The organism is Mucilaginibacter endophyticus, from assembly GCF_003351025.1.
Lineage (GTDB): Bacteria > Bacteroidota > Bacteroidia > Sphingobacteriales > Sphingobacteriaceae > Mucilaginibacter > Mucilaginibacter endophyticus.
In genome coordinates this window covers 1-26,102 of record NZ_QPCG01000002.1, presented here as the reverse complement: position 1 = coordinate 26,102, position 26,102 = coordinate 1, and the positions used below count along the sequence as shown (strand labels likewise).

General features: G+C 41.5%; 31 protein-coding genes. 13 read left to right on the top strand and 18 right to left on the bottom strand.

The annotated features are described in order from the left end of the window. The 3 genes from DUL71_RS07495 to DUL71_RS07485 are packed head-to-tail and all read right to left on the bottom strand — an operon-like array spanning nt 1 to nt 850. Nucleotides 1–399: a hypothetical protein gene (locus DUL71_RS07495; RefSeq protein ID WP_114937527.1), complete on the bottom strand. Its 399-nt coding sequence runs from the start codon at nt 397–399 to the stop codon at nt 1–3. Next, entirely contained in the window at nt 399–605 is a 207-nt protein-coding gene (locus tag DUL71_RS07490) for a hypothetical protein (protein ID WP_114937526.1), read from the bottom strand. Before DUL71_RS07490 ends, DUL71_RS07495 begins: the two co-directional genes overlap by 1 nt. Nucleotides 606–610: 5 nt before the next feature. After that, complete coding sequence (locus DUL71_RS07485) at nt 611–850, bottom strand: helix-turn-helix transcriptional regulator (RefSeq protein ID WP_114937525.1); 240 nt, start codon at nt 848–850, stop codon at nt 611–613. Nucleotides 851–1,028: 178 nt separating this feature from the next. Here DUL71_RS07485 and DUL71_RS07480 point away from each other — a divergent pair, with 178 nt between their 5' ends. The 6 genes from DUL71_RS07480 (at nt 1,029) to DUL71_RS07455 (ending at nt 5,322) form a co-directional block, all read left to right on the top strand. Next, nucleotides 1,029–1,763, top strand: coding sequence for an XRE family transcriptional regulator (locus DUL71_RS07480; RefSeq protein WP_161964392.1), 735 nt, complete (start codon nt 1,029–1,031; stop codon nt 1,761–1,763). 20 nt (nt 1,764–1,783) lie between these two features. Further along, complete coding sequence (locus DUL71_RS07475; protein ID WP_114937523.1) at nt 1,784–2,365, top strand: DUF4468 domain-containing protein; 582 nt, start codon at nt 1,784–1,786, stop codon at nt 2,363–2,365. A 2-nt stretch (nt 2,366–2,367) separates the two neighbouring features. Next, a complete protein-coding gene (locus DUL71_RS07470) occupies nt 2,368–2,778 on the top strand; it encodes a hypothetical protein (RefSeq protein ID WP_114937522.1) in 411 nt (136 codons plus the stop codon). Next, nucleotides 2,775–3,206, top strand: coding sequence for a helix-turn-helix domain-containing protein (locus DUL71_RS07465; RefSeq protein ID WP_114937521.1), 432 nt, complete (start codon nt 2,775–2,777; stop codon nt 3,204–3,206). Before DUL71_RS07470 ends, DUL71_RS07465 begins: the two co-directional genes overlap by 4 nt. Before the next feature lie 334 nt (nt 3,207–3,540). After that, a complete protein-coding gene (locus tag DUL71_RS07460) occupies nt 3,541–4,758 on the top strand; it encodes a site-specific integrase (protein WP_114937520.1) in 1,218 nt (405 codons plus the stop codon). A gap of 45 nt (nt 4,759–4,803) precedes the next feature. Next, nucleotides 4,804–5,322: an ORF6N domain-containing protein gene (locus DUL71_RS07455; protein ID WP_114937519.1), complete on the top strand. Its 519-nt coding sequence runs from the start codon at nt 4,804–4,806 to the stop codon at nt 5,320–5,322. 377 nt (nt 5,323–5,699) lie between these two features. On the opposite strand, the gene DUL71_RS07450 is transcribed toward DUL71_RS07455, so the two are convergent. The 11 genes from DUL71_RS07450 to tatA all read right to left on the bottom strand — a co-directional run bounded on the left by DUL71_RS07450 (nt 5,700) and on the right by tatA (nt 14,350). Further along, nucleotides 5,700–5,924: a hypothetical protein gene (locus DUL71_RS07450; protein WP_114937518.1), complete on the bottom strand. Its 225-nt coding sequence runs from the start codon at nt 5,922–5,924 to the stop codon at nt 5,700–5,702. After that, nucleotides 5,921–6,304: a TraR/DksA family transcriptional regulator gene (locus tag DUL71_RS07445; RefSeq protein WP_114937517.1), complete on the bottom strand. Its 384-nt coding sequence runs from the start codon at nt 6,302–6,304 to the stop codon at nt 5,921–5,923. The genes DUL71_RS07450 and DUL71_RS07445 overlap by 4 nt, the downstream gene beginning before the upstream one ends. A gap of 431 nt (nt 6,305–6,735) precedes the next feature. Continuing rightward, nucleotides 6,736–7,977 carry an SAM-dependent methyltransferase gene (locus DUL71_RS07440; protein WP_208645499.1) on the bottom strand — a complete coding sequence of 414 codons (1,242 nt, stop codon included), beginning with the start codon at nt 7,975–7,977 and terminating at the stop codon, nt 6,736–6,738. Nucleotides 7,978–8,042: 65 nt separating this feature from the next. Beyond that, nucleotides 8,043–8,864: a DUF1365 domain-containing protein gene (locus DUL71_RS07435; protein ID WP_208645498.1), complete on the bottom strand. Its 822-nt coding sequence runs from the start codon at nt 8,862–8,864 to the stop codon at nt 8,043–8,045. A 14-nt stretch (nt 8,865–8,878) separates the two neighbouring features. Continuing rightward, nucleotides 8,879–10,174, bottom strand: coding sequence for an NAD(P)/FAD-dependent oxidoreductase (locus DUL71_RS07430; protein ID WP_114937515.1), 1,296 nt, complete (start codon nt 10,172–10,174; stop codon nt 8,879–8,881). 1 nt (nt 10,175) lies between these two features. Continuing rightward, nucleotides 10,176–11,297, bottom strand: a complete 1,122-nt coding sequence (locus DUL71_RS07425) for an alpha/beta hydrolase (protein WP_114938492.1) — start codon at nt 11,295–11,297, stop codon at nt 10,176–10,178. Beyond that, nucleotides 11,294–12,328, bottom strand: a complete 1,035-nt coding sequence (locus DUL71_RS07420; RefSeq protein WP_114937514.1) for an SAM-dependent methyltransferase — start codon at nt 12,326–12,328, stop codon at nt 11,294–11,296. Before DUL71_RS07420 ends, DUL71_RS07425 begins: the two co-directional genes overlap by 4 nt. 15 nt (nt 12,329–12,343) lie before the next feature. Next, nucleotides 12,344–13,141, bottom strand: coding sequence for a DUF1295 domain-containing protein (locus DUL71_RS07415; RefSeq protein WP_114937513.1), 798 nt, complete (start codon nt 13,139–13,141; stop codon nt 12,344–12,346). Further along, nucleotides 13,131–13,469 carry a DUF1475 family protein gene (locus tag DUL71_RS07410; protein WP_114937512.1) on the bottom strand — a complete coding sequence of 113 codons (339 nt, stop codon included), beginning with the start codon at nt 13,467–13,469 and terminating at the stop codon, nt 13,131–13,133. Before DUL71_RS07410 ends, DUL71_RS07415 begins: the two co-directional genes overlap by 11 nt. A 118-nt stretch (nt 13,470–13,587) precedes the next feature. Continuing rightward, nucleotides 13,588–14,163 (bottom strand): RNA polymerase sigma factor, encoded by a 576-nt coding sequence (locus tag DUL71_RS07405; RefSeq protein ID WP_114937511.1) that lies wholly within the window; start codon nt 14,161–14,163, stop codon nt 13,588–13,590. Between the two features lie 10 nt (nt 14,164–14,173). After that, nucleotides 14,174–14,350, bottom strand: a complete 177-nt coding sequence (tatA, locus tag DUL71_RS07400; RefSeq protein WP_114937510.1) for a twin-arginine translocase TatA/TatE family subunit — start codon at nt 14,348–14,350, stop codon at nt 14,174–14,176. Nucleotides 14,351–14,883: 533 nt separating this feature from the next. On the opposite strand from tatA, the gene DUL71_RS07395 reads away from it, so the two are divergent. The 5 genes from DUL71_RS07395 (at nt 14,884) to DUL71_RS07375 (ending at nt 19,456) form a co-directional block, all read left to right on the top strand. Next, nucleotides 14,884–15,132 (top strand): hypothetical protein, encoded by a 249-nt coding sequence (locus tag DUL71_RS07395; RefSeq protein ID WP_091207770.1) that lies wholly within the window; start codon nt 14,884–14,886, stop codon nt 15,130–15,132. 103 nt (nt 15,133–15,235) lie between these two features. Further along, nucleotides 15,236–15,484, top strand: coding sequence for a hypothetical protein (locus tag DUL71_RS07390; protein ID WP_091207773.1), 249 nt, complete (start codon nt 15,236–15,238; stop codon nt 15,482–15,484). 76 nt (nt 15,485–15,560) lie between these two features. Continuing rightward, nucleotides 15,561–15,791 carry a hypothetical protein gene (locus DUL71_RS07385; protein WP_114937509.1) on the top strand — a complete coding sequence of 77 codons (231 nt, stop codon included), beginning with the start codon at nt 15,561–15,563 and terminating at the stop codon, nt 15,789–15,791. A gap of 125 nt (nt 15,792–15,916) precedes the next feature. Beyond that, complete coding sequence (locus DUL71_RS07380; protein ID WP_114937508.1) at nt 15,917–17,113, top strand: HlyD family secretion protein; 1,197 nt, start codon at nt 15,917–15,919, stop codon at nt 17,111–17,113. Between the two features lie 3 nt (nt 17,114–17,116). After that, complete coding sequence (locus tag DUL71_RS07375) at nt 17,117–19,456, top strand: peptidase domain-containing ABC transporter (RefSeq protein WP_114937507.1); 2,340 nt, start codon at nt 17,117–17,119, stop codon at nt 19,454–19,456. On the opposite strand, the gene DUL71_RS07370 is transcribed toward DUL71_RS07375, so the two are convergent. Both DUL71_RS07370 and DUL71_RS07365 read right to left on the bottom strand, forming a co-directional pair. After that, nucleotides 19,453–20,889 carry a TolC family protein gene (locus DUL71_RS07370; RefSeq protein ID WP_114937506.1) on the bottom strand — a complete coding sequence of 479 codons (1,437 nt, stop codon included), beginning with the start codon at nt 20,887–20,889 and terminating at the stop codon, nt 19,453–19,455. The two genes, DUL71_RS07375 and DUL71_RS07370, sit on opposite strands and share 4 nt — an antisense overlap. Nucleotides 20,890–21,320: 431 nt before the next feature. Further along, nucleotides 21,321–22,847 carry a nucleoside phosphorylase-I family protein gene (locus DUL71_RS07365; protein WP_114937505.1) on the bottom strand — a complete coding sequence of 509 codons (1,527 nt, stop codon included), beginning with the start codon at nt 22,845–22,847 and terminating at the stop codon, nt 21,321–21,323. A 180-nt stretch (nt 22,848–23,027) separates the two neighbouring features. Here DUL71_RS07365 and DUL71_RS07360 point away from each other — a divergent pair, with 180 nt between their 5' ends. Both DUL71_RS07360 and DUL71_RS07355 read left to right on the top strand, forming a co-directional pair. Further along, nucleotides 23,028–23,453 carry a helix-turn-helix transcriptional regulator gene (locus tag DUL71_RS07360; protein WP_114937504.1) on the top strand — a complete coding sequence of 142 codons (426 nt, stop codon included), beginning with the start codon at nt 23,028–23,030 and terminating at the stop codon, nt 23,451–23,453. Further along, complete coding sequence (locus DUL71_RS07355; protein WP_114937503.1) at nt 23,453–23,716, top strand: hypothetical protein; 264 nt, start codon at nt 23,453–23,455, stop codon at nt 23,714–23,716. Before DUL71_RS07360 ends, DUL71_RS07355 begins: the two co-directional genes overlap by 1 nt. Before the next feature lie 368 nt (nt 23,717–24,084). Here DUL71_RS07355 and DUL71_RS07350 read toward each other — a convergent pair whose 3' ends face one another. Both DUL71_RS07350 and DUL71_RS07345 read right to left on the bottom strand, forming a co-directional pair. Continuing rightward, nucleotides 24,085–25,059: a DUF5712 family protein gene (locus DUL71_RS07350; protein ID WP_114937502.1), complete on the bottom strand. Its 975-nt coding sequence runs from the start codon at nt 25,057–25,059 to the stop codon at nt 24,085–24,087. 40 nt (nt 25,060–25,099) lie between these two features. After that, the gene (locus DUL71_RS07345; protein ID WP_114937501.1) at nt 25,100–25,651 is read right to left on the bottom strand and encodes a BfmA/BtgA family mobilization protein; all 552 of its coding nucleotides are present in this window, start codon (nt 25,649–25,651) and stop codon (nt 25,100–25,102) included. Nucleotides 25,652–26,102: the final 451 nt, after the last annotated feature.

Genomic DNA, 26,102 nt, shown 5'->3' with positions numbered 1-26,102 from the left:
CTATAACCTGGTTGATGATTTTAAAATGATTGCCTTAACTGATTCCAGCACCCGTTGCTGCTCTTCAGGAGTGGCATCTTGTTTGAACCATTGTATAGACTCAGCAATCACAATCCTATCTGTGTATGCCCTGCCGCTTTCGCTGAACCTGGTACCTTCGTAACTATTGAACCCTTCAGCGCTAATGATCTCAGCGAATTTTGACACCGGCAACTTGAACATGAGTGTTTCATCAAGTGTAGCTTTGATATCCTGAGCATCTTCCAGATAAAGCGTTAAAAAGCATTCTGAAAGGTCAAGATCTGCAATCTGAATCCTTTTAGGATCTAAGTTTGCTGCACAGAACAATGACAATAGACTCATGTTGGTGCGCTGAAGTTCTTTAGTTATGGTTTTCATTATGCTACTCGTATGATAGTTAAGGTATCTTCACCCGATTTTGCAGTTTTCCATTTCATACCCGGGTGAGAGTATTTTAATTGTCTGCTGATCAGTGGCGCCACTGTGTTTCGGTCTTCTATCGAAGCCGGCAGCTCCTGTCCCACTGACATACCTGTAAGTATTCCGGTCCAGGTAGTACCTTTTTGTGGTTTTACTACTTCCATAATTATTAATTGATTAGTCCTTTTTTCATCCCGAAGTATACCAATTGCCTACCATCCTGAATACCTGTCTTGTTCCTGATGCTCTTAAGGTGAGCCAGAACAGTGTAATAGCTGATATCAAGATCCCAAGCGATCTGCTTATCCGGCAGGATCGCCATCTTCACTATTTCGATCTCCCTTTTTGTCAATATGCCCAGGGGGAGGTTAATGGCAGGTACATCGTAATTTTTAGGTAGTGGGTTCATGGTAGTACTTATTTGCTATTTCTGCGTTGATTGTTAATGTTTATCTTTGTTGTTATTGAACAATACAAATGTAGTTCATTTCTGAATCAAAGCAAATCATTTTTGAATCATCATTGAAGCAAAATCATAAAGCATTGATAATCAGTGAAATTATTTTTCATTTTTGAATCAAAACACAGTGAACGGAACTGAATTAAGACGATTACGGATCGAAAAAGGTATTTCTCAGCAAGAATTAGCAGATCAAACTGGCATACCAAAAGGTACAATTGGCCGATTGGAAGCCTCAGGAGCGCCTATAAGCAAGGTGGATGTCCTTACTTCAATTAACAAATTCTTCAAAATTGAAACAAAATCAAATCCCAGGTTGGAAGCTAAGGTCCTACATATTTCAGCAGATCCTAATGACTATGATAATGATGGCAGCAGATTTGAGGAACTTCCTGATGGTACATTAAGGATGCGTGTACCTGTTATACCGCACAAAGCATTCGCAGGATATCTCAGGGGGTTTCAGGATCCTGAATTTTATGATGGCTTAAATTATATCTCAATAGATGTATTCAAACAGCACCGGGGCACATACCTGGCATTTGAGGTGGTTGGAGATAGCATGACATCTCTTGAACCAGAGCATTTCAGGAAAAGCATATTTGATGGGGTAACAGTTGTTGGCCGGGAATTAGCTAAACACCACTGGAAATACAAATTACACATCAACAATCATGATGCATGGATCATTGTTCACAAAACTGAAGGCATTTTGATAAAGCAGATTATTGATCACAACGTGGAGTTATGTACGATAACCATACATTCATTAAACCCAGATAAAAAAACATATCCAGATGAGGTATTGCACCTTGACGATGTCGAACAAATTTTTAATGTAGTTCAAAAAGTAGATAAATAATCTAAAACCAAAATCACAAAATGAGAAAATCAATATTAACACTCATCATTAGTTTGATAATGCCTCTTTTATCAATTGCCCAAAAAGGGGATAAAATCATTCTACCGATAGATAGCTCAACGAACGAAGTAACATATACAGCTGTAGTGAAAGTTGATAGCACATCAAAAGATGAACTTTATTCGAGAGCAAAAGAATGGTTTGCGAAAACATATAACTCTGCTCGAAAGGTTATTGATATGGATGATAAAGCATCAGGCAAAATAATAGGGAAAGGAGTTTCCGAGGGAAGATATTCCTTTATGCTTACCAGATATACTTTTTTCACAAATTACACTATTTCAGTTTTTGTTAAAGATGGACGTTACAAATATGAAATAATTCCTAAGTCTGTAGAAGAAAGTTCCCCTACATCTATTTCTGATGGGGCGATAATGTTCAATTATTATGTAGATATATATAATAAAGATAAAGGAATTAAGTTAGGGGCAGCAAAGAAAATAATCTTAAATATGGATGATAAATCATCTGCTTTAATACAGAGCTTGAAATCAGCTATGATCACCAAATCTGATACTGGAAAATCAAAAGACGACTTTTAACCATGCCATCACGCGAAAAAGAAACCCCAGAGCAAAAGCAATTAATGCGCGAGATAGCCATGGAAGTAATGGATACTGGACTTCGGATTTTGCACAACAGCTATCTTTATGGCAGCGATATCTGGCCGGTAAATGGTTTCCACCCGGGCGGCGGATTTGGCCTTAATGTTCCAGATCGAATATATTATAGTGTTAACTCATATGGATATAATCAAGATCCTATCATTGGAAGATATGCTTTTAATCTATACGAGATCATTCCCTTAGACAGATTAGAGGCACAAGTGGATCACCTGATAACTATTTTCGATCATACCGTATATAACAATATTTATTTCGTGAACGAATTCAAGCACACTAAACCCTTGGATCGTGTTTGGCTAACCTTCACCTATTTACCGACAAAGAAATGACAACCACTAAAACGATAGTGCCACAGCAGGTACACGATAAAATGCTTGCAAACCGTTTGCAAATCTTCAGACAGCAATATATTGATAAAAGCCAAAATGAGGCTGCCAAAAAGCTTGAAATAGCACAGAGTGCCCTATCTTATTTAGAGAGCGGAAGAACGCCGATCAAACATGAATTTATAGCCAAACTTGTAAAAGAATATGGTCTTAACCAGGATTGGTTTACATCTGGGCACGGCAAACCCCAAGATAAGAACCCGGCGAAGGCAACTCTGATCACAGACCTGAATTCATTAAATGAAGAGTTAAATGTGCTTAAAAAACATATCAAAATCATGGAAGCCAACACCAATCATCTATTCAAAGTAATCGGCCAACAGGGTAAGCAAATTGAGGCTTTGGAAAAGAAATTATCCAAACTTAGCTAACCCTGTTTACACCAAATTTTAGTATACGTCATAAGTAATTGACAGTCAATGCTAATAAAATTAGCAAATTAATCCCTCCGGCTCCACGAAAACGGTATCAAACACCACTAAAACCCTTCAAACGCTACGTTTGAGGGGTTTTTTGTTGCATTTTGGTTTCATTTACTCACCGTTGAACGGCCATTTTGGTGAGCATTCTGGTGAGCACCGAATTTTAAGAAAAGCGCTCACCAGAATGCTTGTAACTAATTGAAATTCAAGATGTTCAGCGAGTGAACATCTTGTGAGAATTATGCTGTAAAGGTAAATTTGTTTAACTTTTTAACAGCTTTTTATGATCAAAAATGTGGCTGTTCTCTTTTATCTGAAAAAGAGAGCAAATTCAAAAGAAGAAAAAGTTCCGGTTTATGTACGGATCACCTGCGATGGACAACGCGCCGAATTGGCGACCGGTCAAAAAATTCCGGCAAAGCTATGGAGTCCCGGTGAAGAAAGAGCTAAGGGCAAAACAGAGGCGGTTTACAAATTGAACTCGGCCCTTAATGATCTCGAACTAAAGATTAATGATACGATCCGCTACTTGAAGGATTGTGGCGAAGATCTTACTGCGGAAAAAATTAAAAATCGGTTCTTGGGTAAAACAGAAAAGCCCGTTATGCTGGTTGATGTATTTAAGGAACATAACCGCAAGGTAGCCGCCTTGGTGAATGAGGAATTTGCTCCTGCTACCGTTACCCGGTATGAAACAACGCTGAAGCACACGCAGGAATTTATGCAATGGAAATACAAAATCAGCGATATCCGAGTCAAGCAGATTGATCACAGGTTTATCAGTGAATTCGAATTCTACCTCCGTTCGGTTCGTAAATGCAATAACAATTCAGCTTTAAAATATATCAAGAACTTTGGTAAGATTGTTCGCATCTGTTTAGCAAGTGGCTGGATTTCCGTCAACCCCTTTCTTAACTACAAAATCAAAATTAAAAAAGTTGATCGGCCATTCCTGTCAAAGGAAGAGTTGGAAATTATGGCTTCGAAATCTTTCGTTAGTGCGCGTCTTGAGCAGGTCAGGGATATATTTTTATTCAGTTGTTATACTGGATTGGCTTATATCGACGTGCAAAAACTTAGGCGCTCTGAAATTGTCAAGGGCCACGATGGTGAGCAATGGATCTTTACAAGTCGCCAAAAAACTGACACACCCTCACGTATCCCACTAATGCCTTATGCACTGAGTGTAATTGAAAAATATCGGGATCATCCACAATGTGAAGTTGAGGATAAGCTACTACCCATATTAAGCAACCAAAAAATGAATGCCTACCTAAAAGAGATAGCAGACTTGTGTAATGTAAATAAAGATCTGACTTTTCATATAGCCAGGCACACTTTCGCAACTACAGTCACCTTATTAAATGGTGTGCCAATTGAAAGCGTTTCTAAAATGCTCGGCCACACTAATATCAAGACCACACAACACTATGCAAGGATTTTAGATTTGAAAGTTGGTGAAGATATGGGGGTACTCAGAAAAAAACTACAATCCCACTAAATATTCGAGAGCAAATATTGTACTAAATCGATAAATAAATATTTTATGAAAGAGTTGAATGCCGGCGATCAAGAGATAGCCGAAAAAATATACCTGATAAGGGGACATAAAATTATGCTGGACAAAGATTTGGCTGAGATGTATGGAGTGGAAACTAAAAGGCTAATTGAACAGGTCAATAGAAATTCACTTAGGTTTCCACCGGAATTTATGTTTCGTCTCACCAACGAAGAGTTTGATGTTTTGAGGTCGCAATTTGCGACCTCAAAGAGAGGTGGCCGGAGATATGCGCCATACGTTTTTACAGAGCACGGAATACTCATGCTTTCAAGCGTGTTAAATAGCAAGCAGGCTATTACCATGAGTATTAAGATCATTGAGGTATTTGTTAAATTCAGGGAGATGCTTATTTCTCATAAGGATCTCCTACTTAAATTTGAACAGCTGGAAAAATTGGTCATTCATCATGACGATGAAATTCAGTCCATTTTTCAGGCATTAAAACAATTGATACAGCAGAAGAATGAGCCGCGTGAGCCGATCGGTTTCAAGTTGAACGGTTAGTTAGCTTCCAAACGCTTTAAATACAAGAGGAGCAAATTGTTTCCCTTGTATTTAAAGTTTTTATATTTATATAGATTACCGGAAATCAAGCAATTAATAGCTATTCGTACATTTTGATGTCGCAAATTGCGACATCAAACTTTTAAATTCAGATTCCTTTCCTGGCGGACAATTATGCTATTAAGGTGCCTGGATGATCTTCAGCAATTCCTGTGGATTTAAACTTTCAAAATTATTTCTTTTGGCGGTCTGCCCTATCGCTTGAAGCTAAGCAGACCCGGTTGTTTCCTTTTATTCCTATCAGAGAAAATGTCAACTTAAGAATCATTAAGTAATTTTCCACGAGACTGTGCCGGACTATATGATATAATGCTTTTTTAATCAAGGATAATATACCACTGATTACTATCATTTATTGCATAAATCAGGCCATCACTCATTTCATAAATATCACGACCATGCTTTTCGCTGAAATAGATCTTTTCATCGCGGATCACCGTGCCGTTATTTTCTATACGCAGAAATAGCAGCAATGCCCCAAGGTTCGGTGCTACATCTTTGAGCTGCCTCGCTTCCCCTTCCTTTACAAATGCCGAGCTCATGATTGTTTAAGTTTTGCTTCCATACTTTGAGTAGTATGCGGAACAGCCATCAGGCGTTCTTTTGCAATAAGTTTACCGGTGGAACGACAAATACCGTAAGTTTTGTTTTCAATGCGTATCAGCGCCGCTTCAAGCTGCTCGATAAATTTTTTCTGACGTCCTGCCAATTGGTTAGTCTGTTCTTTCTCAAAAGTAGCAGAACCATCTTCCAATGTTTTACCGGCAATAGCGGCATCATCGCCATTAGAATTGGAAGAACTGAGGGTTCCAATAAGATCCTGCAATTCCTCGCGTGCCATCCTAATCTTGTCTTTGATCAATTCTCTAAATTCATTTAATTCTGTATCGTTGTACTTTGTTTTAGTATTTTCTGTTTGCATGATTGCTTTAACAATGATTTAGGAAAATAGTTGGATATAAATTTGTACGTTAAATTATAATGCTAACCGCATCATTGACAAAAGAGAAATCTGCCGGTACAGGGGGCGCTTGCCTGAAGGTATGGATGTTAAAATCGTTGTTATTAATCCGATCAGGCTTTTGATAACCCTCCAATTTTTCAGGTCATTAGGTCGTTGCCAAGAGATGGATACTGCGCTACAAGTCCATCTTTCATCAGCCAGTAAGGTAGTTGTTCGTAAAGGTTCATTCAAAGTTCAACTACACCCCGAACTCAAGTTTTGTTTGAATTTCTGCCGATTGGGATGAAATCTCTTCTTAAATTCCTTGATTGATCTTAAGCGATTCACAAAAACCTGGCCCATGTATTAAGAAGCAATACAACGTTCTCAAAACAGCAACTATACACCTCTTATCTCAGCGTATTATTTGGCCTAACATAAGTAAGTTGCATGACGTTGATGTTCCGCATGGCGAAAGCCGCCTCACAATAATTGAGGTAATAGTTCCATTGACGAATAAAACGCTCACCGAATCCTAAAGTCTTAACTTCTGGAAGCTCTGCGTTGAAAGTATTGAACCATAGTTTAAGCGTTTTTGCATAATCAAGTCCAAGGTCTTTTAGATCCACCAGTGTAAGGTCGCTGGTTTGATTTACCGCGGCATTGATTGCGGCTACTGATGGTAACAGCGAGCCGGGGAAAATATGTTTCTGTATCCAATCGACTCCCTTACGCAGGCTATAGTAGCGGCTGTCAGGACAAGTGATCACCTGTAGTGCGAAGATCCCGTTTAATTTTAAAAGGCGATTACATTGTCTAAAATACTCCGGAAGGTATTTGTGCCCTACAGCTTCCAGCATCTCAACGGATACGATCTTATCAAAACAACCCTCCATCTCGCGATAGTCTTTGATCAAAATAGTTACCTTATCTCCCAAACCCGCAGCCTGGACACGTTCGGTGGCCAGTTTGTGCTGTTCCTCGGATATCGTCAGCGAGGTTACCTTGCATCCATAGTGTTTGGCCATGTAAATAGCATTGCCGCCCCATCCGCTGCCTATCTCCAAAACATGGTCTGCAGGTTGCAAATGGAGTTGCCTGCAAAGCCGTTCGTATTTTGCCAGTTGCGCTTCTTCAAGGCTTAAGCCTTCCTTGTAAAAATATGCGCTTGAGTAGGTCATTGTAGGATCAAGAAAAGTAGCGAAGAAATCGTTATTCAAATCATAATGCTCGGCAATATTACGGCGGGAGCCGTCAATAGTATTGGCCCGTTTTAAATGGGTGAATTTGTTTACCCATTTAAGCAGGTTAAGCATCAGGCCCTGTACTTTACTCCCCGATACGGTAGGGGCGTTTTCGATGTTCAATAACACCCATTTGATCACGTTGGTGATATTGGGCGTATCCCATAACCCGTCCACATAAGCTTCTCCAAAACCTATATCTCCTGAGAGAACTATTCGTTTGAAAAATTCTTCGTGGTTAACTATAATAATAGCAGATAAATTAGTGTGGCCATTACCAATGAGCAACGCAGTACCATCCGGCAACGTTATATTCAGCTTGCCGAGGCTCATCTTATTCATGAGTCTTAAAACGATATCCTGGTAAAAGTTACTCCGGGCGGTGACTGCGATGCTTGTTTCTGGCATTATTGGTTTTTAATAGGTTATTTTGATCAGGTACGAAAAAACAAGCCTTTTTGGTTTTATCTAGCTTACAACTGTTTGTTGGGCATTGACCTGTAAACGCCTTGCTGAAGGTGGGCATCATCACTTTTTTTATGATAAGGCAGTTTCTTTAGCCAAAGTTTAAGTGCCTGCCAATGGATGGCACCGATCACTTTAAGGGTGATCAAAGGCATGCTGAAAAAATATCTAAGCAGGTAACCATCTGTAAGTGGTTTGCGCTCACCGATAAGGCTGCTTTGAAAAAAACAATTTCCCGCCTGATCGTAATCGTCAATGGTGATCTTTAATTTATCAGTTGGGATATCCAGTTTAAAATCAAAATCGGTATCCATGTCTGAAAACGGGGATACATAGAAGTGTTTACTCGTATGCCACCTGAAGTTATCATTTTGCCTGGTACCGGCACCCAAAAAATAAGGCTTCATTTCCCGAAAGGTATTGCATACTTCTACCACGGAACAAACCGGTTCATCAGCCTCGTTATAACAGAAATAAAAAGACACAGGGTTAAACTGATAACCAAGCGTGCAGAGATTGGTAAGGAGCATGATACGGCCGTTGCCGATATCTACGCCGTTTTGTAGCAAATAATCAGTGATGTGCTGTCGTAAGTTTTTTGAAAGATCTGGTTTATCTCGCGGCAATTGCAGATGGTCGCGGTCTCGAAAGTTGAAAAGATTGAACCGGTTACGGCTCATAAATTTCAAACGGGATGATAAGCCGTTTATCTCATCAAGGTCCAGGTAAAACATAAAAACCTCGTAATGGAAGCTATGCTTTTTGGGTGAAACGCGATTATGCATCACCTTGGCTTTGTATAAACACGAGTTGATATTCACTGCTCCCATAACTTACTTACGATTTAAACCGGCGGCTGGATGATTTTATCAGCATCGTAAACGGGTTTACCCAACAATTGCGAGCATAGATCAACCGCACTTGTAAAAGCATCCTCATGAAAGCCATACTTAAAATAGCTGCCGCAGAAATATATCGGACCTGCCTTATTTAGTTCCTGAAGTTTTTTTTGTGCGTTTATGGCAGCTATATCAAAAAGTGGATGGTGGTAATCTATCTCTTTTAAAATTTTTTGCTCATTTAACCCTTCGTGCGGATTAATGGAAACAAAATAGTTTTTTTTGTCAGATACCTGCTGAAGACGGTTCATCCAATAAATGGTTGTAGGTTCTAGTCTACCCTTTTGCTCCCTAATGCTGTAATTCCAGCTACTCCAGGCCAGTTTGGTTTTTGGCATAATACTTTCATCAGTATGCAAAACGGCTTTATTATATTGATATTTAAATGCCGATAACAACCTTGTTTCCTTTTCGGTTGGCGAAGCCAGCATAGCCAACGCTTCGTCGCCATGGGCAGCGATAATTACCCTGTCAAATTCTTCTTCTGTGCCGTCCGTGCTACGTACGGTAACTTTGCCATTATCGTTCCGGGCAACACTTACAGCTTTGTTCCCGAGCCTTATTTTATTTTTAAACGGTTTGATCAATAACTCGCGGTAGGCCTGGCTGCCATTGTGTAACGTATACCACTGATGTTGGGTGTTAAGTCCTAAAAAACCATGGTTCAGGAAAAAACGGATTAAAGTAACGGCTGGAAAATTAAGCATCTGCTCCATAGGAGTCGACCACACGGCCGAACTCATGGGCACCAGATATTTCCATAGCATATCCTCACTAAAACCAAACTCCTTAATATACCGCCCGATCGAATAATCCTGGTAACGAGGATCCTTCAATATTTTAACGCTTTGCTGGTTAAAACGGCTTATCTGCATCAGCATCCTGATAAAGGAAGGACTAAAAATATTTTTGCGTTGGGCAAAGAGGTGGTTAACACTCGACCCGCTGTATTCCAAACCGGTAGGCTGATACTGCACACTAAACGACATTTCGGTTTTCTTTACCGGCGCATCCAGTTCCTTAAACAGCCTGCAAAGGTTAGGGTAGGTTTTATAATTGAAAACCATAAAACCTGTATCGATATGTACCGGCTTTCCATTTTCGTTTACGGTTATCGTATTTGTGTGCCCGCCGGTATAATCATTTTGTTCGTACAACGTAATATCGTCGCCATTCGGATATAAAAAATGTCCGCAGCCCATGCCGGCAATACCGGTTCCAATAATTGCTGTTTTTAGCATGTTACCTGGTTATAGAATTTAAAAAATGTAGCACCGCATAAGTGGATAATTGCCCGCCAGGGCCGTTGAATACATAGTCGAAACCATGTGTGGCCCAGGGTAACCTTAACCAATAATGAGCAACACCAAGCTGTTGCAACTTTTCGTTTAATCGGCGGCTATGGTCGTAGGCTACCAAAACATCGTTTTCACCATGGATAATGAGCGTTGGTGGGACTTGATGCCCCGCGAAAATTAACGGCGAACTGGCCTTAAATTTTTCAGGGACCTGAGCGTATGTGCCGCCAACGTAATCTGCCATTACCGCTCTTGAGTCCATAATGAGCGGATTGGAGGGAATGGAATACCCCCAAACCATATCCGCAGGCCCGTAAAAGTCGATCACACCGACTATGTTTTTACTTTTCAGGGTATAAGCAGCAAGCAAAGCGATCTGTGCCCCCGCGGAGCGGCCCAGCAATATGAATTTAGCAGTGTCAAGGTGCAGTTCCGCGGCATGATGGCAAAGGTGCTTCAGGCAATTGGCAATATCTTCTACCGGAGCCGGGCTTTTCCATTTCGGTGCCAGGCGATAATTGATAGCGGCAACATGATAGCCTTTTTCTGCAAGCAGGCTGTTCAAGTCAGGCAATTGCTTGTTATCGCCGCCGCTCCATGAACCTCCGTGTACCACAATAACACAGGGTCTGTCCCCCTTTATTTTACTTTGATAAAAATCAAGGGTTAGCGCAGTGTCAGTATAAGTTGCATAATTGAGTGTTTGATGATCTACATGCGGGGTACTTTTAAAAAGCTTTGATAGACTGAAAGGTTCTGCATCATCGATATTTTTATCGGCAGGGAAAGCTTTCTCTATATCAATTTTTAGTGAATCCGACACGATGTATGCCCTCATGATAGGCGAGACATAGAGTAAAAAAGCCAGCACGCAGATGATGCTGCCTGCCAACTGCAGCAGCCTTGGCGTAAGGCCTGTAGCGAAAGTTATTAAAGCAATAAGGGCAAACACCCAGCAAAACTCACTCACGATAATAGCCAACATCCAAAGATGAAATTCTGGTGCCCGCAATACCGTTAGCAGAGCCATTAATAACAGAATGATCGCGATTATCAGCCTCGTCATGCGCCTGTTTTTTGAAAAAGGTAATGGCTTACCAACCATTCGTTGCCACTGTTAAAGTTCCACAACTCAGCGCAAGCCATATAAAAAACACGCCAGTAAACCCACCACTTCAGCGCTTGCTCTTTTCCATAAGTTTCTTCAAAAACGGGCATGATCTGCGTTTTGTGCGCATCCATGTTTGCCAGCCAAGCCTCGGCCGTTTTACTATAGTGCGTGCCGTTAACATGCCAGTGTTTTTTTATTACCAAATCGTCGTTAAAATAAAACATCAGGTCGTCGCTTGGCATAATGCCGCCTGTAAAGAAATATTTGCTCATCCAGTCGGTATCATCGATAACTTCAAAAAGGTAAGCATATTCTTTATGGGTAAAAATATGGATCCACAATTTACCATCTGGTTTTAAAAAGGATGCCACCTTATTTAAAAGAACTTTGTAATTGCGCATGTGCTCAAACATCTCTACCGATACCACACGGTCAAATTGTTGATTAATATTGAAACTATTGATATCAGCCGTTATTACGGTTAAATTATTGATACCGCGTTCCTGCGCCTGCCCGTCGATATAAAGCTTTTGTGTTGCCGAATTGCTAACAACGGTAAAAGTACTTTCCGAGTATTTTGCCGCCATGTAAAGCGATAACGAACCCCAGCCACACCCTAATTCTAACACCTGCTGTCCGTTTTGTAATTCGGCACGGGTGCAGCTTAGCTCAAGCATGTCTGTTTCGGCCGTATCAATATCTTTTGTACCTGGTTTCCAGTAGCCGCTTGAGTACTTTAAGTTTTTACCGAGGCAATACTGGTAAAAAACGGTGGGCACTTCATAGTGTTGTTGATTGGCATCGGCGGTGTTTACAGCAATAGGAGAAATTTTCAGCTTTTCTATTAAATCCATCAAATGTTGCTGCTGCAGTTCAACATTGCCTTTATTTTCATCGCGTAAGCGTTGTTTTAATAATCGGCGGATGCCCGCCCTTATCAGGGCATCGGGCATACGGTCTTGTTCCAATAGTTTTTCGTACCACATAATTAATGGATTATATCAGTTAGATTTTTTAAACCAGGGTACAAAAACACTGGTGGTTTCCTGGTATCTTTTAAAAGCTTCGCCTTTGGTTCTAAGAGATTGTTGTTCTGTAGCGGGTATGCCGGTTACTTTAAGCAACAGGTACAAAATAATTGCAGGGCTAATTATGGCGATATATCCACAAGGTGAACCTAAGGCGAAAATAAAGTAGGATACCCACATCAGCCATTCAAAAAAATAGTTGGGATGACGGGAGTAATTCCAAAGCCCTGTATCGCAAACTTTACCTTTATTAGCAGTATCTTTTTTGAATCGGGCCAGTTGCTGATCGGCTATAGCTTCGCCGGTAACACTAATGAGCCATAAAGAAGCGCCCGTATATTCAAATGCAGATATTGTGGTTTGTATATTAACTGCGGTGATAAAAAAAGGAATGCTTAGCAATACATTTGAGATCCCTTGCATTTGAAAGAAACCTGCCATCTTTACTTCAGCTTTACTCCCCCACTCTTCCCTAATATGTTTATAACGCGGCTCTTCTTCGTGCAAGTGTTTTAGTATCCTGATGGCTAAATGCGTGCCCAAACGTAATCCGGCGATGATCACCATACCACAAAGCATATATTTACGCAATTCAAAGCCGGGTGCCAGCACCAGTAAAATAATGGCTATTACAGGAAAATTGTACGACCAGAAAATATCGACCACGCCTGCGTTTTTGATCTTATATGACAATATCCATACCAGCGCCATGATAAAACAACAAGCGGCTGTACTGTAAAGTGCTAAAAGCAATATGGGGTTATTTTGCATGTTGTTTGCCGAAAAATTCTTTAAGGCCTTCGCCGGGTTCAAGTTTGAATAATTGAATAAGCACGTAAGCACAGCTGGCTATACTACCGAGGCAAAAAAGTAATAAAAGCCATAACAGTGACGTCAGTACCCTGTTTTCTTTATAACAAACCCACACAAATATTACGGTTACATTGGCATAAAAATCCCAAAGCGTTGCGCGCATCCATGGGATGTCCCCTAAAAAATCCCATTCGGTAAGTAGGTTACTTTTTAGGCTGGTGGTTATCACGGTGTAGGATATCCATAGTAATATTGCACTGAATAAGATCTTCAGAAAAGTAACCATACTATGTATTACGAATAACAGCGGCTGGCAGATTTATCTTACACAGATATTTATATGTTGAAGGCATCTAAAGGATTTTACCCCATAAGCAAAGGATGGGAGTCAGTTGAATATATAATTAAGAGACCTTTGGCAAATATTCAAGGGCATAATGAAGCTTAAGACGCTTAATAGCCCTTATAATTCTCGTTTTAATAGTACCTAGTGGTATCTGTAATTCTTCAGCTGCCTCACAGTGCGTATAACCCTTATAGTATATCAGGTCTATGATACACCGCTCTTTATCAGGTAACTTATTGGCGCCAATTCTTAAAAAACGCATATCTACATTTACACTGCTTACTTCATCTTCATAAAATTCTTCGTAGAATTCTGAAATTCTTTGGTGTCGCTGACTGTTTCTAAATTCCTTTGAACGAAGTTGATCGATCGCCATATTGCGGGCTATATTCGACATCCATGTATAAAGACGGCCTCTATTCTCATCATATGAATCAAAACTCTGCCATACCTTGATAAAACACTCCTGAAGAACGTCTTCACTAAGAGCTTCATCAGTAATAATGCGAGATATTACACCATACAACGAACCGCTATACATATGATAAAGTGCTTTGGCCCCCTCTGGATGACGCTCCCTGATCAATTTAATGAGGTACTCTTCCGGTAAGGTCAACTTTCTTTTATGTCCCATGTTGCTTTATTTAAAGTTGCGTTTTGGGGCTCTCGGAAGCCGTTCCTGCCTGTTCTCCGTTTTGCGCTTCTTTAAACTCTTTCATGCCCTTCCCAAGGCCCTTCATCATTTCAGGTATTTTTTTTCCGCCGAACAATAACAGTATAGCTATTAAAATCAGTATGATCTCTGGTGCGCCTAATCCCATGGTGTTTGTTTTTTTAGGTAGATGGATATTAATTAGCCGGAGTTAAAAACTAACCAGCCTTTAAACTTATACTTTAATGTGTAATCGTTATTTAAATAACTAAGGGTGTTATCGAACTTACGCAAATATGAACGGGATAGATTTTAGAAAACTATGAAATGCCCCCAATTATTTCGTTTTTTGAGGACTTGACATATGAAAAGAGGAATCATATAATAAATAGCAAAACTTTCTAACAACCAGGAGTAGTGAAATTCAATGTCTAAACATTAAATTTTACCCTGTTTTCCTTCCTGTGATATTCTTAATTTATAGGTAATCGGGCAATGCTTGCATGCGCGTTTAACACATCGTTTTCTTATTATGTTTTAAATACAACACAACCTATAGCGATAAAAGAACTCGATTTGGTTGTTAATTATTAACTTTAAATTAAATCCGTAATACAATTATCGACGTTAATCAATCAAACGAACAAAACGAGGGATCGCCGAAAACCTTTAACAGAGTAGGCAAAACTAATCTACATAACCATGAAAATGCAAGATTTGAATGAAATGGAATTAAGAGAAGTAAATGGTGGTTCACTTTTGGGCCTGGGCGGTGCAAACACATCAAGCGGCGAAAGCGGCCTGTTAGGTAGCCTGGGTATCGACAACCTTTTATCATTTAGCAGCGCGTCGAAAAATGGCGATCAAAGCAGCTCTACATCATTCTCGTTAGGTAATGGCATTACGTCATCGCTTGGCGGTATTTTAAACTTTGGTTCAAAAAGCGTTTAAGCTAAATTGAATTGAAGCACTTGCAGCAATGCTGTGATTATGATTACCAAGGGACGGCCGAAAACCTTTTAACAGAGTAGGCAACATTTTAAATACATACACTATGAAAATGCAGGAATTAAATCACACTGAATTACAGGAAGTAAACGGTGGATCACTTTTAGGTTTAGGTGGAGCAAATACATCTGGCGGCGAAAGCGGTCTGTTAGGCTCTTTAGGAATATCTAATCTGCTGTCGTTTCAACAAGGCAGCCAAAACGGCGACCAGGCACAAGCCAGCTCCTTTACATTAGGTAACGGCATTACATCAAGCCTGGGCGGAATCCTGAACTTCGGTTCACAAAGCGTATAATTTTTTCAATTATATACCTGGCGCGGGCATTTTAAATAATGCCCGCGCTTATTTTTTAAAGCAAACATCATCTATCATGAAAACCAACACAACCAATATTCGCGAACTGAGCGTAGCCGAGCTTACCACCGTAAACGGAGGCGCGGCCAATGGTGCAAGCATGAGTTTAAGCGCGGGGACCGACAGCCTGCTTTCGATAGAATTTAAGTGGCAGCAGGGCGATAATTACCAGGATTATAAACTGGAAGCCGGCAAAGGTATCAACCTTAATTTTGATGCTTTTTTAAACGGAACACATTTAAGTTAAAACCTATACAATATATAATGGGATGGCCGCGGCTGTCCCATTTTTAGTTTAGAGGATTTGGGAGTAAACCAAAACACTTTACGCTGCTTTGATATTAAACTACTAACCCTAAGGGGGAATTTATAATGGATAACAATAATAAAGTTTTCCCGGCAGGGTTCCTATCGTCCACTGCCGAGTACCACTTCAGAAAATATGACCCTAAAACCAATATTATTTATAAAATGGTTTTGGGTTTTACGGTGCTCGCCCTGGTATCCATATTTTTTATCAAGGTTAATATCAACGTAAAAAGTTTGGGTATTATCAAATCGTCAACCGAACATAATGAGATCAAACCCCTCGTATCCGGCCGGGTAGATACCATGCTGCTGAAAGAAAACATGCATGTTACCAAAGGCCAGGTTCTTGTTACTTTAAAGGCGGTGGCCATAAACCAACAGGACCTTGCCGCTCATACCCAGCAAACAGAATACGAAGCGCAATTGGCCGATTTACAGGTGCTGGCCGATATGGTAAAGCGCAACCAGTGGAGTAAAAAGCCATCTCTTACCTCCGAATTATATGGCCAGCAATATGTGCTTTTACAACAAAAAGCCCGCGATGCCAATGCTAACCTGGCCGCCGCCCGTCGTAATGAAGAGCGTTACAGCTATCTCTTTAAAAACAAAGCCATTTCTGCTTCCGAATATGATGTTGTGCACCTGGCGTATCAGAATGCGCTGAGCGCGCTGCAATTAATTTATGACGATCAGGGCAGTAAATGGCAGGCCGAATACACCAGCCTCAAAGCGCAAATGCGCAACCTGCAATCGGAAGGGAAATCTATCGAACAGGAGAAAGACCTGTACACTCTGCGTGCGCCCGTTACCGGTACCGTGCAAAACCTGCGCGGCATACAACCCGGCAGCGTAATTGCCGCTAATGAAATAGTGGCCGAGATCTCGCCCGAAACAGGGATGATAGCCGAAATTTATGTACTCCCTAAAGACATAGGCCTGATCAGGCCTGATATTAAAGTTAATTTCCAGGTTGATGCCTTTAATTATAACCAGTGGGGCTTGCTTACCGGCAAAGTGCTCACGGTATCAAACGATATATTTACCGATAACGGGCAACAACCCTATTTTAAGGTGAGGTGCCTGTTGGATAAAAACGAACTGAAATTGAAGAACGGCTACGTAGGCCGCATAAAAAAAGGCATGAGTTTGCAGGCCAATTTTTATGTTACCCGCCGTACGCTGTTCCAACTATTATATGACAAAACCAGCGATTGGTTAAACCCCGGCAGGCTCCCGGCTAAAAGCACGGCCCAATTATAGGTTATGGCAAATTTCGATCAATTTTTAAACAAGACCGAAGCTTGGTATAACGGCCTTGCTAAACGGATAAATAATAACAGGCTGTACCAAAAGTGGCAGGCGCTTACCGAAAGTAAACGTTTAAAGAAACGGGTACAGATCAGGCAGCATGATATCATGGATTGCGGCGCGGCCTGCCTGGCATCGGTAGCCGCTTATTATAACCTCAGTATGCCTATTGCCCGCATCAGGCAGCTGGCATCAACCGATAAAAAGGGTACTAACCTATTAGGGTTGATAGAAGCCGCCAACCAGATGGGTTTCTCGGCCAAGGGTGTAAAAGGCGCTTTCGAAAACCTGTTCGAAATTCCTACACCAACCATCGCCCACGTATTGTTGGGAAACCAGTTGCAGCATTATGTGGTAATATATAAAGTCTCCGACACGTTTATAGAAGTGATGGATCCCGGCGATGGTTACCTCCACCAACTAAGCCATGATGATTTTAAAAAGATCTGGACGGGGATATTGGTGCTGCTTGCGCCGAACGAACAATTTATTGCCGGCGATAAAACGGTATCTGTAGAAAAACGCTTCTGGCAATTGTTAAAGCCCCACAAAGGCATGCTGCTACAGGTATTGTTGGGTGCGGTCGTTTATACCATATTGGGCCTCTCCACCTCCATATTTCTGCAAAAGATAGTAGATAATGTTTTGCCCGAGGATAACCGCAACCTGCTTAACCTGATGGGTCTGGTGATGGTAGTGATCATTTTTTTACAGGTTTTTATTAACCATGCCCGCACGTTGATCACTCTTAAAACCGGTCAGCAGATCGATGCTCGGCTTATACTTGGCTATTATAAGCACCTGCTTAAGTTGCCGCAGCAATTTTTTGATAGCATGCGGGTTGGCGAGATCATATCAAGGATAAACGACGCGGTTAAAATCCGTTCGTTTATTAACGAGGTACTGGTGATGTTTGCGGTGAATATTTTTATACTGATATTCTCGTTTGCGCTCATGTTTACCTACTATTGGAAACTGGCGTTGATTATGCTCACCATTGTGCCGCTGTTCGCGCTCATCTACAAATTATCGGATAGGCTGAACCGCACCACCCAGCGTAAACTGATGGAAGATGCAGCCGATCTGCAAACCCAACTGGTGGAGTCGGTAAACGCCATCCCTACTATTAAACGCTTCGGACTGGAAGATTTTGCCAACTTCAAAACAGAAACCCGCTTTATTAATATGCTGAAAACGGTTTTTCGTTCGGCAACCAACTCGCTTTGGGTTGGTAATTTCAGCAGTCTGGTTTCTACCTCTTTTACGGTAATACTGCTTTGGGCAGGTTCGGCTTTTGTGTTGGATAAGATCATTACCCCAGGCGAATTACTTTCGTTCTATTCAATCATTGGTTATTTTATGAGTCCGGTAGCCGGGCTTATCGGCATGAATAAAACCCTCCAGGATGCACGCATAGCTGCCGACCGCCTTTTCGAGATCATGGATATGGAACAGGAGCCTGCCGAAAACCGGGCAGAGCTTACACCGGATATGATAGGCAACATCCACTTTAAAGATGTGCATTTCAGGTATGGCAGCAGGGCTACTGTGTTTGAAGGATTAGACCTTAACATAGCCAAAGGCAAGATCACGGCTATTGTGGGCGAAAGCGGTTCCGGTAAAACAACCCTCCTATCGCTCATGCAAAATATTTACACATTACAGTCGGGTTCGATATTCATTGGCGATTTTGATATCCAATATGTTACTAACGAGAGCCTTCGCCGCATGGTGAGCGTTGTACCGCAGGATGTACACCTGTTTGCAGGTAATGTAACCGAAAATGTAGCGGTAGGCGATCTGGAGCCTGATCTGAAACGGGTATTACAAATCTGCCGCCAGCTGGAAATTACCGATTTTATTGAACGGTTACCGAATGGCTTCAATACCTTTTTGGGCGAGAACGGCACTAACCTTTCAGGAGGCCAACGGCAGCGCTTAGCCATAGCCCGCGCGCTTTACCGTGACCCGGAAATCCTGATCCTTGACGAAGCTACTTCATCGCTCGATTCGGAATCAGAATCGCATGTGCAGAACGCGATCGCATTGCTGCGCGAAAGGCAAAAAACCATCATTGTAATAGCGCACCGCCTAAGTACTGTTATGAATGCCGATAAGATCATCGTACTGCAAACCGGGAAGCTGTTGGAAGAAGGTACGCACCATGAACTGATGGCGCAGCAAGGTCAGTATTTCAAGATGTGGCAAAAACAGTTCCCGGCCGAAGATGTGATCCTGTCCAGCCAAAGCAAACCACGAAAGAGTGTTAAGTCGAAAGCTTCCGCGGAAAACTAAAAACTGATCTTATTACCCAGGTAATAATCAATGATCTTGCTTTTTAAGATCAGTTCGTAACGGGTTTGGATCAATGAAAACTCGGCGATATTCCGTTCATTTTCTGCTACGTTGATTTCAAGGCTATTAGCTAAACCAACCGAATAACGCTGCTGCATCACCTTAAAAGCATCCGCGGCCGATTTAAATGTGACCTGTGCCGATGTGTACTTTTTCTGTGTAGCATGTACATCCCAAACGGCTTCGGCCACGGTTTTACGCATATTGTTTTTTGCTAATTCCTCAGTAGCCAACGAGTTTTGGTAATTGAGTTTAGCCTTGCGCACGTTGATATTGGCACCATTGCCATTAGATATTGGGATAGCCAGTGTAAAACCTACTGCTTGATTAAAGTTATTAGTGATCTGATCTCCAAAGGATACGTTTCGGGTTTGATAAACCGGTGCTACAACCGCCGCATTGGTATTTTGAACCACACCAATAGGTACAGCGCCCGTAATTTGTGTAGCCACCACCGTACTTTGACTGCTGGAATAACTGGTATTCAATCCACCGCCAAACGAAAGGCTGGGGTATCTTAAACCTTTGGCCACATCAACCCCGCTTTCGGCAGCAAGGCGCTTATTGACCGTAACCTGTATATCCGGATTAGTTTCAAGGGCGGTTTTGTACACCTCATCATTAGTATAGCCGGTATTGAGTTTTTCAATAGCGTTTTTAGGCGGATCAACTACTAAAAATGGCGATTTATCATCCCGTTCCATAAAATGGGTTAAAGTTAGGTATGACCGCTCCAACTCGTTTTGGGCGTTGGTTTGGTTAGCCTCGGCATTAGCAACCTGGGATTTAGCCTGCGACAGATCGGCCAGGGTTTTCTGGCCTATTTTATAAAACTTCTGCTGGCGGGCAAGCTCACCATTAGCTATTATCAGTTGTTGTTTGGATGCGGCGAGCAGGTCGCGATTGGTTAGCACCTGGATGTAAGTATAAAGCACAGAAAGCGTAAGGTCATTCTTGATCTTAGCTACATTGCTTTTATTGGCATCCAACAGATATTTGTTCTGCTTAATAGCGTTCATTTTTGCAAAGCCCTGAAACAGGGTAACATTGGCATAAACACTGCCCTGGGCAACATTGGCCGTTGCGTTATTATACTGGTAAGTAGTTGGATCAAGCGCACGGCCAAACAAGCGGTAAGCCGCCACACTGCCATTTAAGGTGGGTAACGTTGCACCTTTTGCAGCTTTCAGGTCTTCGGCAGCAATGGCCTCATCAAAACGGGCCTGCCTGATCTCGATGTTATGAACCATCGTACTATCAATAGCTTGCTCAAGCGTGATTTTGGTTTGTGCAGAGATGTTTTGAGAAAAGAACAAAGAAAGTATAGCGACAAGCTTCCTGCCGGCATTGTTATTTGATAAATATATCGACATAATAGGTTGTGTAAATATTTATCAATTGGAACAGTTTTTTGTTTTTTTCAATCAACTCCATCTTGGAGTATTAAACTTCTTCGGAAAACTTTCAAAGAATGCTGAATAAGAGGAAAGGAAGATTTTTGATAACTTCTAGAGCTAATTAGGTACACATACTGTCGCTGTCTCACAGCAAAAATTCCTATTCATGAATTTATTCAAAGAAAAAAATTCCCTTAGTGGGATTTTGCTAATTCTCCGTTTCCGGCTAAGCAAGCAAGGTCGTGAGACACTCACTTCCTTGCTTGCTTAGCCGTGGCTACTTGGTCGTTGGCCCCACTCGTTTCTTGGCGGTACACTCCAAATTTCACAATGAAAACCCGGATACTCTATTTTTTGCGTTTCTAAAATACTCTAAAACATGACATATTTTAGTTTACGGTATTTACTCACGAAAATTTGCCCAGAGAATACTCAAGAAATGCAATTTGTTGATTATATAGCTTTTCAGTTCTCGACAGGTACAGTTCAATCTTTTTTACGGCAGTTTCCAAAATGGATTTTTCGGCTTTGAAATTTTTCGTTTTAGCCTTTGGATATCCCTTATCGAAAAGATTGTAGAAAACAAACTCCGTGTCATCATCCGTATCCTTATAAAGGATATATTGGTAATCATCACTAAACAAGCTCATTATATGTTGCAGTTTGGCAAATTTTCCGTCCTGTCTGTTGTATCCCAACTTAAGCTCTATCGCACACAGTTGCACAGTTTCAATCGCTTTGATCATAAATGATAGTGCAGACTTGTATTCTTCTTTCTTCAAATGGGTTTCTACTCGTTTTAACAGGCTGCGGCACTCTTTATGAGCGTTTTCCCAGCACCTTTCCAACACCGTCTTATGCATTTCGACAGTCACATATTCAGGATTTGGAATCACAAGATCCTTGTCGGTATATAATGCTGTCCCTGCATATACTACCCATTCCCAAAAGCGTGGATTTGTTTTGATTTCAACTAAAGCATCTTTGACTTTATAAACGATGGGAACGATAAAGGTTTTTCCAAGCCTGTCAGATTGAATTTTATCCGATATCTCATCTTCTGTTATTACAACCTGGTCATCAACTAAAATTAACAGGTAAATCCTGTTCGCATATGGTAGAGCACCCAGGTGGCATACATGTTTAATAGATGGAAATTCTTTAACGAGAGTATCGGCCATTTCCCCGAATTTAAATTCCTTCTCTAATCTGTTTTTGCGTTTAAGTGCCCGTGGCAACTTCCAATCGAAAAGATTGTAGTTTTCCGTATCCTCCATAATCGTGATCACCTTCCTGCCGTCTTCGGTGTAAGATAAATGATGGCCATTATTTGTAGTGAGGGTTTCCCATACCGCGCCAATAGCAAGTTGTTCGACCATGTAAGCTGCCGAGTGGAGTTTTAATAGATCGTCAAATAATTGGGGCATATTGCCTTCGAATTCTTCTACTGTCAATGCCTTGTTGCTCAAGGCTGAATAAAGCCAGTAATCGAAGTAGTCACGTAGGTCCTGCAAGCCGATATAGCCAAAAATTCGTCTGAAAACTATATATGGATTGCGCTCTTCGTAGAACGACAAATCATCCGGAAAATATTTCCATGTATGTCTGGCAAACCTCAATTCACTCCCCCCAACAATTTCAGCCTTATCCCAATCATCCGGGGTTTTTCTGTCGAGCCACAGAATATAACAGATCTCGATCATTCGAACCCACTCGTTTACAGCCTGCACCATTTTTGCGGGGCCTTCTTTACCACCCTGGTAATGTGTATCGCTTAGCGCAAATGCTTTTAATTGTTCCAGCAAACGTTTATTCCTTTCTGGTTCTTCTCCCCAAAAAGCGTCTCGTAACGCGCGATAGGGATCGCGGATTTCATTAAATAGCAGGAATTTAGGATAGTTCTCCCATGGCACGTAATGTTCGTCACCTCGCATAGCTTAAAAATTGAGTGAATATTGACTTCATATTCAAAGTTGAGAAACCATACGACGCTAAATCATCTTTCAAAAGTTTATCTCAAACACGGGAAGCGATATTTTACCGGTTATTATTTCTATTTTAGTATAGCGGCACCTATTTATTATTTTTGTTATTTTTGACCAAAACAACATCCTATGAGCACTACCAGCGAAAAACCAACCCAGATCCATCACGGCCGTAATATCAAACGTTTCAGGGAAATGCTGGGCATCAAACAAGAAGCGTTGGCTTTGGAATTAGGGGAAGACTGGAGCCAAAGACGAGTTTCGTTGTTAGAAGCCAAAGACACTATAGAAGATGATATTCTTGCGCAAGTAGCCGCCATACTTAAAGTGCCGGTTGAAGCGATCAAGAATTTTGATGAGCAAGCAGCAGTAACATATTTTAACACTTTTAATGATACCAGTGTTAATCACGGTCCATTTATGGGCAACTACGGAACTTATAATTTTAATCCCATAGAAAAGTGGCTTGAAGTCATCGAAGAAAATAAAAAGCTATATGAGCGCCTTTTGCAAAGTGAACGTGAAAAAGTAGAAATCTTAAAGAACAAGGGTTAATGGAAGAGCATGCTGATGAAAGCAATTATCAGAACAGGCTATTTGCATTTATCAACGATAACGAACTTGCCGCTATAGGTCAACGATTCGAACCTTACTTCGAACTTCATAAGATTAAAGATATTTTTGATCTATTTGACGTTGTTGAATCCGCTTCCAGCGATATTAATACGGCTAAACTCATTTGGAAAATGCAACGGGACTTACCGATTGAACTTAAGAAAGCTGTTATCGACGTTTACGGCAGGTATTTCCAGAATTAGATTTACCTCTACATCTTAGCCGACTGGTCATAAAATCACAAACACACCCAGTCATATCACCGCTTAAACAACCGGAGCTGTTAGCAGGAAAACTGTCAAGGCCCGGCGATAGCCGGTTTATATAGCCTTGACTGTTTTCCTGCGTAGCTAATTTTGTGACTGCGGTGCTGTGACTAACCGATAACCCGAGGGTGGGAAAGGCAGGTGTGTATGAGGAACGAATACACTCCTGCACGCGCGGCGGCGGGGTTGGCGGCGTAATGGAACCCGCAGCGAAGCGCGTGGTGCCATGAAGCTGCCTGCCGCAGCCGCATAGCCATTCTTTTCTATGAGAAACAGGAAATATCCATTTATAATAGCACACTGCTTCAACGCGATATCTGTTGGCCCTGAGATTTTTTCTTTCGCCTTTTCTTTTCCTCTATTTCACTTTCCGGAACAACATTAGCACCTCCCGTATACATCGGTTCCAGCATTACCTCCAGGAAGCTTGCAGCTGTCTTACCCGCTGCCGATAGCATCCCGGTACTAGTTGTAAATAAGCCATTAGCAACCCCTTGGGCCATTTCATTAGCCACCGATCTGCTTTCATAATTCTGCGAAGCCCCTTCTACCAATACACCCAGCTGTTCCCGTTGGGATAGTTCTCCGTTCTTTTGAACATTGGCGTATGCCATGGTATCTTTAAGCTGCCTGTCAAACTCAAACAGGCTGTCGAAAAGAGATTCCCCGCTCTGTTTAAATGCTACCCGGTCAAACTGCCCCATCTTTTTGGAATGTTCCGCATTCTTTCCCCTTGAAGTATTCATTGGGCTAAGCTTGATCTTATTGGTTATATCCTTACGGCTGACAATAACCTGCACATGCATCTGCTCGCCCTCTTTACGTTCGCCCCGCTGTTTCAAACCTTGTTTTACTTCCGGGTCGTTATAATTATAGTAACGGTAGTTTTCCAGCTTGGCAAACCATAACAGGTCTTCGTTACTGTTCACGCCATCCCGGTTGAAGTTTTTTGCATAGGCATCCATCACCCTGACCGCAAAGCCTTTCATTTGTTCTTTAGCACCTTCCTCACCATACTGTTCTCTCAAAAATCTGATCTCCTTCTGGCTCGGGCTGATATTGATCAGAAAAAATTTAGCATCGTCTTTGCCCAGCTTGGCAACATTACCATCGATACTGCGCATGACCTCATAAGGCTCGATCCTGATCTGCTGTCCGTTAAACCAGTATTCTGGTTCCGGCTTATTGTCGATCCGGTTTTCTTTTTCCAGGTAATTTACCAGTCCCGCGCTGCTGCCTTTATTTGCCGCTTCTTTAGTATCTGTAATATTGATAAACATAATACCCCCTATCCCCTAAAGGCAAATAATAAATAAATGGTTAAAGCAAACCGACCTGCGATCTGGTAACAGCGATCAGCTCATCTTTTTCCCGGCCCGATGTCATCATCCCAAAAGCATCCCTGGATTTAATATAACCATCAAGAATGAACAGGAACTGTTTTTTCAGGTTATCCTTGCTCTTTTGGCTTTTCGAAATCGTTTCCATCAGCGCATCTATGCCGCTTAACTTCTGCGCCAAAGCATGCTGATTATTCAGCAAGTCCGTATTTGCCTTAAGGACTTGCGTATTGAAACTCTCGATGATCTTGACCTGTGATACAATCATCCTGTCCATTTCCGTTTTGATCGGAATAAGCAACATGTTTTCCTGGTTTCGGATAAAACCAATATACTGCTGATGATTTTTCATCAGCGCATTCTTTAACAACTCATCATTCAGGTCCAGGGGATCTTTCTTGCTTTTATAAAAGTAATCGACCATCTGAATAAATACCTGCCGCTTCGTCCTGCCCAGTTTTAGGGCGATCTTTTCAAACTTCTGATCTACCGCAACCGGGTATCTCACTGATCTCACATTGATATCTTCCATACTCATATTCTCAAACCGGTCAAATAGCTGTCTATGCAACTATGCCTTTATTCCAATATGCAGGATACCGCAGGGTATCCTGTTTTCTTTTATCTCATAGGCGGAAACGCCCTAAAGTATCCCCGGAGGATACGTAAAACCCCCGTAGCGAAGCGGAGGGCAAGCAAAGTAGGGCTCTGCCCAACTTCCGCTTGCTCACTTGCTCACTTGACTCGTCCTGAAATACGTTTACAGTTTTTTCTTATTCGTCCTGCAATAGATTGACAGCAGTACGGTAATCCTGAAATGGATTTACAATAGTACTGCTTTTATCAGGACTTCTCAATGAGACTGCCTCGGGATCTTCTTTTTCATTATCAAATGATTATTTGTTGTTTGTTTGTCGTGTTGATATGTGGGGAACGCGTAGCGTTGTCCACATATCAATGCGTTTTTCTTTTTTTGCTTCTTT

Excerpts from the sequence above, each read along its gene's own strand:
- DUL71_RS07355 (WP_114937503.1), top strand. The coding sequence starts at position 23,453 with ATGGAAGAGCATGCTGATGAAAGCAATTATCAGAACAGGCTATTTGCA.
- DUL71_RS07440 (WP_208645499.1), bottom strand. The coding sequence starts at position 7,977 with ATGCCAGAAACAAGCATCGCAGTCACCGCCCGGAGTAACTTTTACCAG.
- DUL71_RS07375 (WP_114937507.1), top strand. The coding sequence starts at position 17,117 with ATGGCAAATTTCGATCAATTTTTAAACAAGACCGAAGCTTGGTATAAC.
- DUL71_RS07435 (WP_208645498.1), bottom strand. The coding sequence starts at position 8,864 with ATGGGAGCAGTGAATATCAACTCGTGTTTATACAAAGCCAAGGTGATG.
- DUL71_RS07345 (WP_114937501.1), bottom strand. The coding sequence starts at position 25,651 with ATGGAAGATATCAATGTGAGATCAGTGAGATACCCGGTTGCGGTAGAT.
- DUL71_RS07430 (WP_114937515.1), bottom strand. The coding sequence starts at position 10,174 with ATGCTAAAAACAGCAATTATTGGAACCGGTATTGCCGGCATGGGCTGC.
- DUL71_RS07475 (WP_114937523.1), top strand. The coding sequence starts at position 1,784 with ATGAGAAAATCAATATTAACACTCATCATTAGTTTGATAATGCCTCTT.
- DUL71_RS07365 (WP_114937505.1), bottom strand. The coding sequence starts at position 22,847 with ATGCGAGGTGACGAACATTACGTGCCATGGGAGAACTATCCTAAATTC.
- DUL71_RS07485 (WP_114937525.1), bottom strand. The coding sequence starts at position 850 with ATGAACCCACTACCTAAAAATTACGATGTACCTGCCATTAACCTCCCC.
- DUL71_RS07360 (WP_114937504.1), top strand. The coding sequence starts at position 23,028 with ATGAGCACTACCAGCGAAAAACCAACCCAGATCCATCACGGCCGTAAT.
- DUL71_RS07390 (WP_091207773.1), top strand. The coding sequence starts at position 15,236 with ATGAAAATGCAGGAATTAAATCACACTGAATTACAGGAAGTAAACGGT.
- DUL71_RS07455 (WP_114937519.1), top strand. The coding sequence starts at position 4,804 with ATGAAAGAGTTGAATGCCGGCGATCAAGAGATAGCCGAAAAAATATAC.
- DUL71_RS07395 (WP_091207770.1), top strand. The coding sequence starts at position 14,884 with ATGAAAATGCAAGATTTGAATGAAATGGAATTAAGAGAAGTAAATGGT.
- DUL71_RS07465 (WP_114937521.1), top strand. The coding sequence starts at position 2,775 with ATGACAACCACTAAAACGATAGTGCCACAGCAGGTACACGATAAAATG.
- DUL71_RS07445 (WP_114937517.1), bottom strand. The coding sequence starts at position 6,304 with ATGCAAACAGAAAATACTAAAACAAAGTACAACGATACAGAATTAAAT.
- DUL71_RS07420 (WP_114937514.1), bottom strand. The coding sequence starts at position 12,328 with ATGTGGTACGAAAAACTATTGGAACAAGACCGTATGCCCGATGCCCTG.
- DUL71_RS07425 (WP_114938492.1), bottom strand. The coding sequence starts at position 11,297 with ATGACGAGGCTGATAATCGCGATCATTCTGTTATTAATGGCTCTGCTA.
- DUL71_RS07495 (WP_114937527.1), bottom strand. The coding sequence starts at position 399 with ATGAAAACCATAACTAAAGAACTTCAGCGCACCAACATGAGTCTATTG.
- DUL71_RS07350 (WP_114937502.1), bottom strand. The coding sequence starts at position 25,059 with ATGTTTATCAATATTACAGATACTAAAGAAGCGGCAAATAAAGGCAGC.
- DUL71_RS07385 (WP_114937509.1), top strand. The coding sequence starts at position 15,561 with ATGAAAACCAACACAACCAATATTCGCGAACTGAGCGTAGCCGAGCTT.
- DUL71_RS07490 (WP_114937526.1), bottom strand. The coding sequence starts at position 605 with ATGGAAGTAGTAAAACCACAAAAAGGTACTACCTGGACCGGAATACTT.
- DUL71_RS07450 (WP_114937518.1), bottom strand. The coding sequence starts at position 5,924 with ATGAGCTCGGCATTTGTAAAGGAAGGGGAAGCGAGGCAGCTCAAAGAT.
- DUL71_RS07380 (WP_114937508.1), top strand. The coding sequence starts at position 15,917 with ATGGATAACAATAATAAAGTTTTCCCGGCAGGGTTCCTATCGTCCACT.
- DUL71_RS07415 (WP_114937513.1), bottom strand. The coding sequence starts at position 13,141 with ATGCAAAATAACCCCATATTGCTTTTAGCACTTTACAGTACAGCCGCT.
- DUL71_RS07410 (WP_114937512.1), bottom strand. The coding sequence starts at position 13,469 with ATGGTTACTTTTCTGAAGATCTTATTCAGTGCAATATTACTATGGATA.
- DUL71_RS07405 (WP_114937511.1), bottom strand. The coding sequence starts at position 14,163 with ATGGGACATAAAAGAAAGTTGACCTTACCGGAAGAGTACCTCATTAAA.
- DUL71_RS07370 (WP_114937506.1), bottom strand. The coding sequence starts at position 20,889 with ATGTCGATATATTTATCAAATAACAATGCCGGCAGGAAGCTTGTCGCT.
- DUL71_RS07460 (WP_114937520.1), top strand. The coding sequence starts at position 3,541 with ATGATCAAAAATGTGGCTGTTCTCTTTTATCTGAAAAAGAGAGCAAAT.
- tatA (WP_114937510.1), bottom strand. The coding sequence starts at position 14,350 with ATGGGATTAGGCGCACCAGAGATCATACTGATTTTAATAGCTATACTG.
- DUL71_RS07470 (WP_114937522.1), top strand. The coding sequence starts at position 2,368 with ATGCCATCACGCGAAAAAGAAACCCCAGAGCAAAAGCAATTAATGCGC.